The organism is Klebsiella sp. 141198, from assembly GCF_050600785.1.
GTDB lineage: Bacteria > Pseudomonadota > Gammaproteobacteria > Enterobacterales > Enterobacteriaceae > Klebsiella > Klebsiella aerogenes.
On sequence record NZ_JAQIRM010000006.1, the window covers coordinates 22,626 to 35,500 of the forward strand.

Below are 12,875 nucleotides of genomic sequence, written 5' to 3' on the forward strand. Positions count from 1 at the left end.
ATTGCGATGTTTTAATCACAAAATATGCATAATAAATCACTTCATGGCAACTACAAATCAGCGTTTAAGGAAGTTTTCCAGCAAGTGGTGTCCCTGTTCGCTAAGAATGCTCTCCGGGTGGAACTGCACGCCTTCGAGATCCCACTGGCGATGGCGGATACCCATGATTTCACCGCTGGCGCTGCGGGCGGTAACGATAAAATCATCGGGAAGAGTTGGCGGGTCGATAACTAATGAATGGTAGCGCGTAACGGTAAGCGGGTTGTTTAACCCCTTAAAAACGCCCTCGCCGTTGTGCTCAATAAGCGACGTTTTACCATGCATGACCTGAGCGGCGCGCACGATGCTAGCGCCGAAGACCTGGGCGATGGCCTGATGACCCAGACACACGCCGAGCAGCGGTGTTTTCCCGGCATAGCGGCGGATAACGTCCAGCGAAATACCGGACTCATCGGGCGTGCAGGGGCCCGGCGAAATAACGATTTTCTCCGGCGTCAGCGACGCTATCTCTTCCAGGGTGAGCTCATCGTTACGCTTAACCAGCACCTCCGCTCCCAGTTCGCAAAAGTACTGGTACAGATTCCAGGTGAAAGAGTCATAGTTATCGATTAGCAGGATCATAGCGGCTCCGGAAAAAACAAAACCGGGCTATTCTACTCAGATTCCCGCGCTTCGCTTACCACTTTACGAAAGATCCGCTCCAGCGGCTCCGGGTCGCCCATCGCGCCCAGCTGGTTAGCCTGGCTCCACGCATCCGGATCGATGCCCCGCCAGTCGAGCAGGTAGCCGGCGTGAATGGCCAACTGTTCGAAGAAGATCCTTTGCGTCAGACCGTTGCCAAGGCGGAACGGGTGCAGGACATTGATTTCGCCGTAGTACCAGCTCAGGCGCTCGACGAAGGTCTCCCAGGGGAGTTCACACAGATAGTCCTCTTCTTCCAGCTTGCGCATCAGCGCGTTACCCTCTTTCTCTATCCACGCGAAGTGGCAAAACGGCGTATCGCCCTGGTAGATATCGATCTCCCGCAGCTTACCCGCCCAGTCAAAGAGATCCTGATAAAGTTGCCGGTGAATGGCGCAGAGATGCGGTAAGCCGCGGCCGCGCGGGCCCAACGGGATCGTCGCCGCGCGCAGCGAAGTGAATTCCCAAGCCGTTTGTTCCAGCCGTTGCGCCTGATGAATACCCAGCCGGTTGCGCAGCACATCCAACGCCGGATAGAGATAGGGGTCGCGGTCGTCGCCATATTTATCGCTCATGACGCCTCCTCAGCTCGACAATACGCGCCAGCGCTTCCTCAGCCGTCAGGCTAACCAGCGGTACCGTCGCGCCTTCAAGGCGTCGGCTGGCCTGAAAATTGGCATTGCGGGTCTGTTCCCAGAGCCGGGATTTTTGCTTATCGGTGAGTAAACGCATGGTCGCCTCCCTTATCGTCCCCTGTGTGCCACAAGTATAAGCAGCAATTTCGGGTTACGCAGAGAGGCAAGCTGGGCGCAGGCGGACCGCCCGCGCCAGAAGAGGGTTACGGCAGTACTTTCGCCGAGAGAATGACGACCGGTTTGGACGGAACATTTTGGTACGGGCCGACGTTGTGGGTCGGAACCTGAGAAATTTTGTCGGCGACGTCCATTCCCTTCACCACTTTACCAAATACCGCGTAGCCAAAATCGCGCTGGCCGTGGTCGAGGAAGGCGTTATCGGCCACGTTGATGAAGAACTGGCTGGTCGCGCTGTCCTGATCGGCGGTACGCGCCATGGCGATCGTTCCGCGGGTATTACGCAGGCCATTGTCGGCTTCGTTTTTAATCGGCGGGTTCGGCTGCTTTTGCTGCATCTGCTCATTAAAACCGCCGCCCTGCACCATAAAGCCCGGGATCACCCGGTGGAAGGTCGTGTTGTTATAGAAACCGCTGTTCACGTACTTCAGGAAGTTATCGACAGAAATCGGCGCCTTCTGGCTATTCAGCTCCAACTCGATGTTGCCAGCAGAAGTGGTCAGCAGTACGTGCGGGTCGCCCTTGGCCGCCATGGCGGGGGAGAATGCTGAAATGGCGAATACGGCAGCCATCGCCGCCAGAGTGGATTTGAGCATGGAAATTCCTTAACGGAGCAGAGTAAAAAGCAAGTGCCTTGATTCTAAAGAGCCTTTGCATAGCGGGCTAGCCTTTTACCTAATTTTACTTAGCTGAAACACTTGTTACGAACTGACTCAGGGGTGAGCAATCTTATTAATGTGATCAAGGTCACACAAAACCATGCAATAAGCTCTACATTTCAATATAAACGTTTGCCTTCATCACTTGAATGAATAAAATCTGTGCGCCCGGCGCAGCGTCAACGCGCTTTACCTATCTATTCACAGGCCTGTCATGACTAACAGCAATCGTATCAAGCTCACATGGATCAGCTTTTTCTCCTACGCCCTGACCGGCGCGTTGGTGATCGTCACCGGGATGGTGATGGGGAACATCGCGGATTATTTCCATCTGCCGGTGTCCAGTATGAGTAACACCTTTACCTTCCTCAATGCCGGTATTCTGATTTCTATCTTCCTCAATGCCTGGCTGATGGAGATCGTGCCGCTGAAAACCCAGCTGCGCTTCGGCTTTATCCTGATGCTGTTAGCTATCGCCGGGCTGATGTTCGGCCACAGCCTGACGCTGTTCTCCGCGTCGATGTTCGTGCTCGGTCTGGTCAGCGGGATCACCATGTCGATCGGTACTTTCCTGATTACCCACATGTATGAAGGCCGCCAGCGCGGCGCGCGTCTGCTGTTCACGGACTCCTTCTTCAGCATGGCAGGGATGATCTTCCCGATGGTCGCCGCCGTTCTGCTGGCGCGCAGCATCGAGTGGTACTGGGTTTACGCCTGTATCGGCCTGGTCTACGTTGCTATTTTCGTGCTGACTTTCGGCTGTGAGTTCCCGGTGCTTGGCAACAAAGCGCTGGCGGAAAACAGCCAGCCGGTGGTGAAAGAGAAATGGGGCATCGGCGTGCTGTTCCTTTCCATCGCCGCGCTATGCTACATCCTCGGCCAGTTGGGCTTTATCTCCTGGGTACCGGAATATGCCAAAGGCCTCGGCATGAGCCTCGGCGACGCCGGTAAGCTGGTCAGCGATTTCTGGATGTCCTATATGATCGGTATGTGGTCGTTCAGCTTCATCCTGCGCTTCTTCGACCTGCAGCGCATCCTGACCGTGCTGGCGGGCCTGGCGACAGTCCTGATGTATCTGTTCATTAACGGTTCGCCGGAGCATATGCCGTGGTTCATCCTGACCCTTGGCTTCTTCTCCAGCGCCATCTATACCTCGATCATCACCCTGGGCTCGCAGCAGACTAAAGTCGCTTCGCCGAAGCTGGTGAACTTTATTCTGACCTGCGGCACCATCGGCACCATGCTGACTTTCGTGGTGACCGGGCCGATCGTCGCGGCTAGCGGCCCGCTGGCCGCGCTGCACACCGCGAACGGACTCTATGCCGTGGTATTCGTGATGTGTCTGCTCCTTGGCTTCGTTTCCCGCCACCGTCAGAACGCATCGGCGCACTAAGCCTTAGGCCCCTTTGCTTCGGCAAAGGGGCTATTTTTGGTAAAAAACAACTCCTCGCCGCCTTTATCGGTCTGTATCCACGTCTGCGCCAGCTGCGTAGTTGCAATGACCCTTCCCTGACGAATTGACCAACGCACCGGCACCTGGCAGCGTACGGCTTCAAAACCGTTTTCAGCAGGCAGGATCACCAGATTGGCCGGGTTGCCGGTAGCAATGCCGTAATCATTGAGACCAAAGGTTCTGGCGCTGTTGTGGGTAATCAGCTGTAGACTGTCGTTAATCTGCTGATAGCCCATCAGTTGGCAAACGTGCAGCCCCATATGCAGCACCTGTAACATGTTGCCGGTTCCCAACGGATACCACGGGTCGAACACATCATCGTGGCCAAAACAGACATTAATGCCGGCCGCCATCAGCTCCTTGACCCGCGTCACGCCGCGCCGCTTCGGGTAGTCATCAAAGCGCCCCTGCAGATGAATATTGACCAGCGGGTTGGCGACGAAGTTAATGCCCGAGAGTTTTAACAGGCGGAACAGACGCGAGGTATAAGCGCCATTGTAGGAGTGCATCGCGGTGGTGTGGCTCGCGGTCACCCGGGGGCCAATTCCCTCTTTTAACGCCAGCGCGGCGACCGTTTCGACAAAGCGCGACTGTTCATCGTCAATTTCATCGCAGTGGATATCCAGCGGACGCTGGTATTTCTGCGCCAGACGAAAGGCGATATGCAGCGATTCCACCCCGTATTCACGAGTAAATTCGAAATGCGGGATCGCCCCAACCACATCGGCGCCCAGCCGTAACGCCTCCTCCAGCAAACTCTCACCATTGGGGTAGGATAAAATCCCTTCCTGGGGGAAGGCGACTATCTGCAAATCGACCCACGGCGCTACCTCTTGTTTGACTTCCAGCATCGCTTTCAGCGCGGTCAACGTTGGGTCGGAAACATCGACATGGGTGCGGACAAACTGGATGCCGTTAGCGATTTGCCAGCGCAGGGTTTTCCACGCGCGGGCTTTCACATCCTCATGGCTTAGCAGCGCTTTACGCTCGGCCCAACGCTCAATCCCTTCGAACAGCGTCCCAGACTGGTTCCAGTTCGGTTCTCCCGCCGTCTGCGTGGTATCAAGATGAATGTGCGGTTCGATAAACGGCGGAATGGCCAATCCGCCGCGGGCGTTAAGCACTTCGTAGCTTTCGCTGCGTGCCTCTCCCATCGGCGTGATGTCGCCGAATCGCCCTTTATCAATCGCAATCTGCCACAACCCTTCCCTCTTTGGCAGATGGACGTTCTGAATTAACCACAGCGGCGTTGTCGACATAGTTTGCTCCCCTGAATATTGCTTATTTCTTCCGCTGTCTTTGTACATAAAAAGAACAGAACGGAAAAGCCTGATTTTTCCATCACTTAGAAAAATCATTATAAATCATGAATATACTCATTAAGTGGTAGGTAAGTTCTAAATTGATTTGTATCAATGAGTGTAGTAGCTGAATCGTTAAGGTAGGCGGTAATAGAAAAGAAATCGAGGCAAAAATGAGCAAAGTCAGAATCGCTATTATCGGTAACGGCATGGTCGGCCATCGCTTTATCGAAGAGCTTCTTGATAAGGCGCCTGCCGGACAATTCGACATTACCGTGTTCTGTGAAGAGCCGCGTATCGCCTATGACCGTGTCCACCTGTCGTCTTACTTCTCCCATCACACTGCGGAAGAGCTGTCGCTGGTACGCGAAGGTTTCTATGAGAAACACGGCGTCAAAGTACTGGTCGGCGAACGCGCGATTACCATCAACCGTCAGGAAAAGGTTATCCACTCCAGCGCTGGCCGTACCGTTTTCTACGATAAGCTGATTATGGCGACTGGCTCATACCCGTGGATCCCGCCGATTAAAGGCGCGGAAACCCAGGATTGCTTCGTCTATCGTACTATTGAAGATCTTAACGCCATTGAATCCTGCGCCCGTCGCAGCAAACGCGGCGCGGTGGTCGGCGGCGGCCTGCTCGGTCTGGAAGCGGCTGGCGCGCTGAAAAATCTCGGCGTGGAAACCCACGTGATCGAGTTTGCTCCGATGCTGATGGCCGAGCAGCTCGACCAGATGGGCGGCGAGCAGTTGAAGCGTAAGATCGAAAGCATGGGAGTGAAAGTTCACACCAGCAAAAACACCAAAGAGATCGTTCAGCAGGGTACCGACGCGCGCAAAACGATGCGCTTCGCCGACGGTAGCGAACTGCAGGTCGATTTCATCGTCTTCTCTACCGGTATCCGTCCGCGCGACAAGCTGGCTACCCAGTGCGGTCTCGCCGTCGCCCAGCGCGGCGGCATCATGGTCAACGATAGCTGCCAGACCTCCGACCCGGATATCTACGCTATCGGCGAATGCGCCAGCTGGAATAACCGCGTGTATGGTCTTGTCGCCCCGGGCTACAAAATGGCGCAGGTTACCGTTGACCATATCCTCGGCAACGACAATCTGTTCACCGGCGCCGACCTCAGCGCCAAGCTGAAGCTGCTCGGCGTTGACGTTGGCGGTATCGGCGACGCCCACGGGCGCACGCCGGGCGCGCGTAGCTACGTCTATCTCGACGAAAGCAAAGAAGTCTACAAACGTCTTATCGTCAGCGAAGATAACAAAACCCTGCTCGGCGCGGTACTGGTCGGCGACACCAGCGATTACGGCAACCTGCTGCAGCTGGTGCTGAATTCCATTGAGCTGCCGGAAAACCCGGATTCGCTGATCCTCCCGGCCCACGCCGGCAGCGGCAAGCCGTCTATCGGCGTGGATAAACTGCCGGACAGCGCGCAGATTTGTTCCTGCTTCGACGTCAGCAAAGGCGACCTGATCGCCGCTATCAATAAAGGCTGCCACACCGTGGCGGCGCTGAAAGCGGAAACCAAAGCCGGAACCGGCTGCGGCGGCTGTATTCCGCTGGTGACGCAGGTGCTCAACGCCGAGCTGGCGAAACAGGGTATCGAAGTGAACAACAATCTGTGCGAGCACTTCGCCTACTCTCGCCAGGAGCTGTTCCACCTGATCCGCGTGGAAGGCATCAAAACCTTCGACGAACTACTGGAAAAACACGGTCAGGGCTACGGCTGTGAAGTCTGTAAGCCGACCGTCGGTTCCCTGCTGGCCTCCTGCTGGAATGAGTACATCCTCAAACCACAACACACGCCGCTGCAGGACACCAACGATAACTTCCTCGCCAACATCCAGAAAGATGGCACCTACTCGGTTATCCCGCGCTCCGCAGGCGGCGAAATTACGCCAGAAGGCCTGGTTGCCGTCGGTCGCATCGCGCGCGAATTTAATCTGTATACCAAAATCACCGGCTCCCAGCGTATCGGCCTGTTCGGCGCGCAAAAAGACGACCTGCCGGAAATCTGGCGCCAGCTGATTGAAGCCGGCTTCGAAACCGGCCATGCGTACGCCAAAGCGTTACGTATGGCGAAAACCTGCGTCGGCAGTACCTGGTGCCGCTACGGCGTCGGCGATAGCGTCGGCTTCGGCGTGGAACTGGAAAACCGCTATAAAGGTATCCGTACCCCGCACAAAATGAAGTTCGGCGTCTCCGGTTGTACCCGTGAATGCGCGGAAGCGCAGGGTAAAGACGTTGGGATCATCGCCACCGAGAAAGGCTGGAACCTGTACGTGTGCGGTAACGGCGGGATGAAACCACGCCACGCCGATCTGCTGGCCGCGGACCTCGATCGCGATACGCTCATCAAATATCTCGACCGCTTTATGATGTTCTACATCCGCACCGCCGATAAGCTGACCCGTACCGCGCCGTGGCTGGACAACATGGAAGGCGGCATCGACTATCTGCGCAGCGTCATCATCGACGATAAGCTGGGCCTGAACGATCACCTTGAAGAAGAGCTGGCTCGCCTGCGCGCCGCTTTCGTCTGCGAATGGACCGAGACCGTCAATAACCCGGCGGCGCAGACGCGCTTCAAACACTTTATCAACAGCGACCAGCGCGACCCGAACGTTCAGGTGGTGCCGGAACGTGACCAGCATCGCCCGGCCACGCCCTATGAGCGCATCCCGGTCACGCTGGTGGAGGAAAACGTATGAGCCAGTGGGTAAACATCTGCAAAATTGACGACATCCTGCCGGCGACCGGCGTCTGCGCGCTGCTGGGGCAACAGCAGGTGGCTATCTTTCGTCCGTACCATGACGACAGAGTGTTCGCCATCAGCAATATCGATCCGTTCTTCAATGCCAGCGTGCTGTCCCGAGGGATTATCGCTGAGCATGACGGCGCGCTGTGGGTTGCCAGTCCGCTGAAAAAGCAGCGCTTCCGTCTCAGCGACGGGCTGTGCATGGAAGATGAGAGCCACTCCATCGCCCACTACGAAGCCCGTGTTAAAGATGGCAAAGTGCAGCTGAAAGCCTGATGCCGCATGGTTCCCTCCGCGCCGCGGGGGGAACCATATCATCAGCTTATGACCACTAATAAGTAGAGGCGGCAAAATTCATATCTCCGTGAATCCCTCTGCTGCTATGCTACGACCGCATTCCCATTCCCCCCTTGCCGTGAGGATCTGCCGTGGACCACTTACCTATTTTTTGCCAACTACGCGATCGCGACTGCTTGCTGGTCGGCGGCGGCGATGTCGCTGAACGCAAGGCGCGTCTGTTGCTCGACGCAGGTGCCAGGTTAACGGTCAACTCACGCCGGTTTACTCCGCAGTTTCAGGTGTGGGCCGAGGCGCAAATGCTGACGCTGGCGCAGGGCGATTTTAATCCTGCGCTGCTCGATAACTGCTGGCTGGCGATCGCCGCCACCGACGATGATGTCGTTAATCAGCAGGTCAGCGAGGCCGCTGAATCACGGCGTATTTTCTGCAACGTGGTGGATGCGCCCCGTCAGGCCAGCTTTATCATGCCGTCAATTATCGACCGCTCGCCGCTGATGGTCGCCGTGTCTTCCGGCGGTACCTCGCCGGTGCTGGCGCGCCTACTGCGTGAAAAGCTCGAATCGCTCTTGCCGCTGCATCTCGGACAAATCGCCCGCTATGCCGGGCAGCTGCGCTCAAGGGTGAAAAAACAGTTCGCTACCGTCGGCGAGCGCCGCCGCTTCTGGGAAAAGCTGTTTGTTAACGATGGCCTCGCCCAATCGCTGGCGAACGATGATCGTCAGGCCGTTGCCAATACCACGGAACGATTATTGAATGAGCCGCTGGAACATCGTGGCGAAGTGGTGCTGGTTGGCGCCGGTCCGGGCGATGCCGGGCTGCTCACTCTCAAGGGACTGCAGCAGATCCAGCAGGCCGATGTGGTGGTTTATGACCGACTGGTCTCCGACGACATTATGAACCTGGTGCGCCGTGATGCCGATCGGGTGTTTGTCGGCAAACGTGCGGGCTATCACTGCGTGCCGCAGGAGGAGATTAACCAAATCCTGCTGCGCGAAGCGCAAAGCGGCAAACGTGTTGTACGCCTGAAAGGCGGCGATCCGTTTATTTTTGGCCGCGGCGGCGAAGAGCTGGAGACCCTCTGCGCGGCAGGTATTCCGTTCTCGGTGGTGCCGGGGATCACCGCCGCCTCCGGCTGCTCGGCCTACTCCGGCATTCCACTCACCCACCGCGATTTCGCCCAGGGCGTACGTCTAATCACCGGCCATCTGAAAACCGGTAGCGATCTCGACTGGCAAAATCTGGCGGCGGAAAAACAGACGCTGGTGTTCTATATGGGGCTAAACCAGGCGCCGGCGATCCGCGAAAAGCTGATCGCCCACGGCATGGCGGCGGATATGCCGACCGCCATCGTCGAGAACGGCACCGCGGTCAACCAGAAGGTCGTCACCGGCACCCTGGATCGGCTGGATATTCTGGCGCAGCAGATGGCCAGCCCGGCGTTGATTATCGTGGGCCGCGTGGTGGCGCTACGCGACAAGCTGAACTGGTTTTCTAACCATTAAGCTAATGCGCTCTGACAGACACAAAAAAACCGGGATAATCCCGGTTTTTTTTACCTTCAGCGAGCCTTATTACGGCTTAGCGACAAAGCCAATCGCTTCATATACCGCTTTCAGGGTCTTAGAAGCGTGCGCGCTGGCCTTCTCGGCGCCCTCTTTCATCACCTGATTAAGGAACGCTTCGTCGTTGCGGAAACGGTGATAGCGCTCCTGCAGCTCGGTCAGCATACCGGAAACGGCTTCGGCGACTTCGCCTTTCAGGTGGCCGTACATTTTACCTTCAAAGTGCTGTTCCAGTTCCGGAATGCTCTGGCCGGTGACGGCGGAGAGGATATCCAGCAGGTTGGAAACGCCCGCTTTGTTTTGCACATCGTAACGGACTACCGGCGGCTCGTCGGAGTCGGTCACCGCGCGTTTGATCTTCTTAACCACCGATTTCGGGTCTTCCAGCAGACCAATGACGTTGTTGCGGTTGTCATCGGACTTGGACATCTTTTTGGTCGGTTCCAGCAACGACATAACGCGCGCGCCGGACTTAGGAATAAACGGCTCAGGCACTTTAAAGATATCGCCATAGATAGCGTTAAAGCGCTGCGCGACGTCGCGGCTCAGCTCAAGATGCTGTTTCTGATCTTCGCCTACCGGTACCTGGTTGGTCTGGTACAGCAGGATGTCAGCGGCCATCAGTACCGGGTAGTCAAACAGACCGGCGTTGATGTTTTCGGCGTAGCGCGCGGACTTGTCCTTAAACTGGGTCATGCGGCTCAGTTCGCCGAAATAGGTGTAGCAGTTGAGCGCCCAGCCCAGCTGTGCGTGTTCCGGCACGTGAGACTGGACGAAAATGGTGCTCTTTTGCGGATCGATACCGCAGGCCAGATACAGCGCCAGCGTATCCAGCGTTGCTTTACGCAGGTTCTGCGGATCCTGACGCACGGTGATCGCGTGCTGGTCAACGATGCAGTAAATACAGTGATAGTCATCCTGCATGTTTACCCATTGACGCAGCGCACCCATATAGTTGCCAATGGTCAATTCACCTGAGGGCTGTGCGCCACTAAAAACGATGGGCTTAGTCATTTTTTAATTCCTGAGTTTCACTGTACGGTAGCCCAAGAGCGGGCAAGAGTTCATTAAATTGGTCAAAGATAAAATCCGGCTCGCTCAGCGCTATCGGCTCGCCGTAGTTGTAGCCGTAAGTCAGACCGATAGAGCAGCAACCCGCCGCTTTCGCCGCCTGAATATCATTGCGCGAATCCCCGACGAACAAGAGTTCGGCAGGCGTCAGAGAGAGCTTTTCCGCCACCAGCAGCAGCGGATCCGGATGCGGCTTTTTATTCTTCACATCGTCGCCGCCGATCACCACGCTAAAGTATTTCGCGATATCCAGCGCCTCGAGCAAGGGCGCCACGAACGGCGTTGGTTTGTTAGTGACCAGCGCCAGCGGCAGGCCTTTGGCATACAGCGCGCCGAGCGTATCGGCCACCGACGGGAACAAGAAACTGCCTTCTTCCGCCGCTTCGGCGTAATAGCGGTCGAACAGTTTACGCAAAACGCGTAGCTGCTCGTCTTGCGGTATATCATGATCGTCGACGGAAGGTTTGCCCATCGCAGCACGTAACGTGGCGCGCTCCTGGCGAGCCCAGTTTAGCGCCCGTTCCATCAGGACGTCTGCGCCGTTGCCAATCCAGGTCACGACGCGTTCTTCACCTGCCACCGGCAGTTCCAGCGCGTAAAGCGCGCTATCAACGGCGGCGGTTAGACCCGGCGCGCTATCGACCAGCGTGCCGTCCAGGTCAAATGCCACGCCGCGGATGGCCTGTAATTTATCCATGACTAACCTTCGCTAATTCACTACGCATTTGATCAATAACTTTTTTGTAGTCCGGCTGGCCGAAGATCGCCGAACCGGCGACAAACATATCCGCACCGGCGGCGGCAATTTCACCAATGTTGCTGGCTTTCACGCCGCCATCGACTTCAAGGCGAATATCGTAGCCGGATTGATCGATAAGCTGACGCACCTGACGCAGTTTTTCAAGGGTGTGCGGAATAAAGGACTGGCCGCCAAAGCCTGGGTTAACCGACATCAGCAGGATCACATCCAGCTTATCCATAACGTAATCGAGGTAACTCAGCGGCGTTGCCGGGTTGAATACCAGCCCCGCTTTACAGCCGTGCTCCTTGATAAGTTGCAGGCTGCGGTCGACGTGTTCAGAGGCTTCCGGGTGGAAAGTGATAATACTGGCGCCGGCTTCGGCAAAATCAGGAATGATGCGGTCGACCGGCTTTACCATCAGGTGCACATCGATCGGCGCGGTAATGCCGTAGTTGCGCAGCGACTTCAGCACCATCGGGCCAATCGTCAGATTAGGCACGTAGTGGTTGTCCATGACGTCGAAGTGTACGACATCCGCGCCCGCCGCCAATGCCTTAGCGGTATCCTCGCCCAAACGGGCAAAATCAGCCGACAGAATCGAAGGGGCAATCAAATACTGCTTCATCCGCATCTCCTTGAAATTTATTTGGTCTTCGGCGGACGATACAGCGCTAAGAGCTCGTCCACCTTTTTACGCGTACCACCGTTGCTGCTGATGCTGCGCCGAACCTTCACAATATGCGTTTCCGCCGCGTTTTTATACCACTCCTGCGTCAGCGGCGTGCGGTGGTTTGAGATAAGCACCGGGATCCGCTTTTTCATCAACGATTCCGCCTTTTTCGCCAGCAGTACCTGCTGATCAAGGTTGAAGCTGTTGGTGTGGTAGGCGGTAAAATTCGCCGTCGCCGTCAGCGGCGCGTACGGCGGATCGCAATAGACCACCGCCCGGCTATCGGCGCGCTTCATACACTCTTCATAAGATTCGCAGTAAAACTCGGCGTTCTGCGCCTTTGCGGCGAAGTGATAGAGCTCAGCCTCGGGGAAATAGGGCTTTTTATAGCGGCCAAACGGCACGTTGAACTCGCCGCGCAGGTTGTAGCGGCACAGACCGTTGTAGCCGTGGCGATTCAGATACAGGAACAGCACCGCGCGACGCAGGGGATCCTGACTCTGGTTGAATTCATCACGGTACTGATAGTAACGCTCCGCGGCGTTGTTTTCCGGCGTAAACATCTCACGTGCGGCGCTGACGTATTCGTCGGTGCGCAATTTGACGATGTTATACAGACCGATCAGATCGCTATTGATATCCGCGAGGATATAACGAGAAAAGTCGGTATTCAGGAATACCGACCCGGCGCCCACGAAGGGCTCAATCAAGCATTCACCTTCCGGCAAATGCTTTTTAATATCGTCGAGCAGGGGGTATTTCCCCCCCGCCCACTTCAGAAAAGCGCGATTCTTTTTCATGCTGCCTAACTAATTACACTTTCTCCGGCTGTGGAGAAATCGCTCCGACAGCATCCTGCG

13 protein-coding genes are annotated in these 12,875 nt (G+C 56.3%); 4 read left to right on the top strand and 9 right to left on the bottom strand.

From position 1 onward, the window contains the following. Positions 1-57: 57 nt before the first annotated feature. From pabA to ppiA, 4 genes are all read right to left on the bottom strand, one after another. Positions 58-621, bottom strand: coding sequence for an aminodeoxychorismate synthase component 2 (pabA, locus tag PGR10_RS19640; RefSeq protein ID WP_430923969.1), 564 nt, complete (start codon positions 619-621; stop codon positions 58-60). 32 nt (positions 622-653) lie between these two features. Next, complete coding sequence (locus PGR10_RS19645; protein ID WP_430923970.1) at positions 654-1,256, bottom strand: putative adenosine monophosphate-protein transferase Fic; 603 nt, start codon at positions 1,254-1,256, stop codon at positions 654-656. Continuing rightward, entirely contained in the window at positions 1,246-1,413 is a 168-nt protein-coding gene (locus PGR10_RS19650) for a YhfG family protein (protein ID WP_087859080.1), read from the bottom strand. The genes PGR10_RS19645 and PGR10_RS19650 overlap by 11 nt, the downstream gene beginning before the upstream one ends. 106 nt (positions 1,414-1,519) lie before the next feature. Further along, entirely contained in the window at positions 1,520-2,089 is a 570-nt protein-coding gene (gene ppiA, locus PGR10_RS19655) for a peptidylprolyl isomerase A (RefSeq protein WP_015369397.1), read from the bottom strand. Positions 2,090-2,366: 277 nt separating this feature from the next. On the opposite strand from ppiA, the gene tsgA reads away from it, so the two are divergent. After that, entirely contained in the window at positions 2,367-3,545 is a 1,179-nt protein-coding gene (gene tsgA / locus PGR10_RS19660) for an MFS transporter TsgA (protein WP_015369396.1), read from the top strand. Here the strand turns inward: tsgA and PGR10_RS19665 are convergent. Next, the gene (locus PGR10_RS19665) at positions 3,542-4,864 is read right to left on the bottom strand and encodes a cytosine deaminase (protein WP_045361162.1); all 1,323 of its coding nucleotides are present in this window, start codon (positions 4,862-4,864) and stop codon (positions 3,542-3,544) included. The two genes, tsgA and PGR10_RS19665, sit on opposite strands and share 4 nt — an antisense overlap. A 215-nt stretch (positions 4,865-5,079) precedes the next feature. Between PGR10_RS19665 and nirB the strand changes: the two genes are divergently transcribed. From nirB to cysG, 3 genes are all read left to right on the top strand, one after another. Then, positions 5,080-7,623: a nitrite reductase large subunit NirB gene (nirB, locus tag PGR10_RS19670; protein WP_430923971.1), complete on the top strand. Its 2,544-nt coding sequence runs from the start codon at positions 5,080-5,082 to the stop codon at positions 7,621-7,623. After that, positions 7,620-7,946: a nitrite reductase small subunit NirD gene (nirD, locus tag PGR10_RS19675; RefSeq protein ID WP_015369393.1), complete on the top strand. Its 327-nt coding sequence runs from the start codon at positions 7,620-7,622 to the stop codon at positions 7,944-7,946. Before nirB ends, nirD begins: the two co-directional genes overlap by 4 nt. A 152-nt stretch (positions 7,947-8,098) precedes the next feature. Next, positions 8,099-9,472, top strand: coding sequence for a siroheme synthase CysG (gene cysG / locus PGR10_RS19680; protein WP_087859077.1), 1,374 nt, complete (start codon positions 8,099-8,101; stop codon positions 9,470-9,472). 69 nt (positions 9,473-9,541) lie between these two features. Here the strand turns inward: cysG and trpS are convergent, their stop codons facing one another. Genes trpS through dam form a run of 4 tightly spaced genes read right to left on the bottom strand, consistent with a single transcriptional unit; the run spans position 9,542 to position 12,815 of the window. Further along, complete coding sequence (gene trpS / locus PGR10_RS19685; protein WP_015369391.1) at positions 9,542-10,546, bottom strand: tryptophan--tRNA ligase; 1,005 nt, start codon at positions 10,544-10,546, stop codon at positions 9,542-9,544. Then, positions 10,539-11,300, bottom strand: coding sequence for a phosphoglycolate phosphatase (gene gph / locus PGR10_RS19690; protein ID WP_213794126.1), 762 nt, complete (start codon positions 11,298-11,300; stop codon positions 10,539-10,541). Before gph ends, trpS begins: the two co-directional genes overlap by 8 nt. Continuing rightward, positions 11,293-11,970, bottom strand: a complete 678-nt coding sequence (gene rpe, locus PGR10_RS19695) for a ribulose-phosphate 3-epimerase (protein WP_015369389.1) — start codon at positions 11,968-11,970, stop codon at positions 11,293-11,295. The genes gph and rpe overlap by 8 nt, the downstream gene beginning before the upstream one ends. Positions 11,971-11,987: 17 nt before the next feature. Then, entirely contained in the window at positions 11,988-12,815 is an 828-nt protein-coding gene (gene dam / locus PGR10_RS19700; RefSeq protein WP_015369388.1) for an adenine-specific DNA-methyltransferase, read from the bottom strand. Positions 12,816-12,875 lie beyond the last annotated feature (60 nt).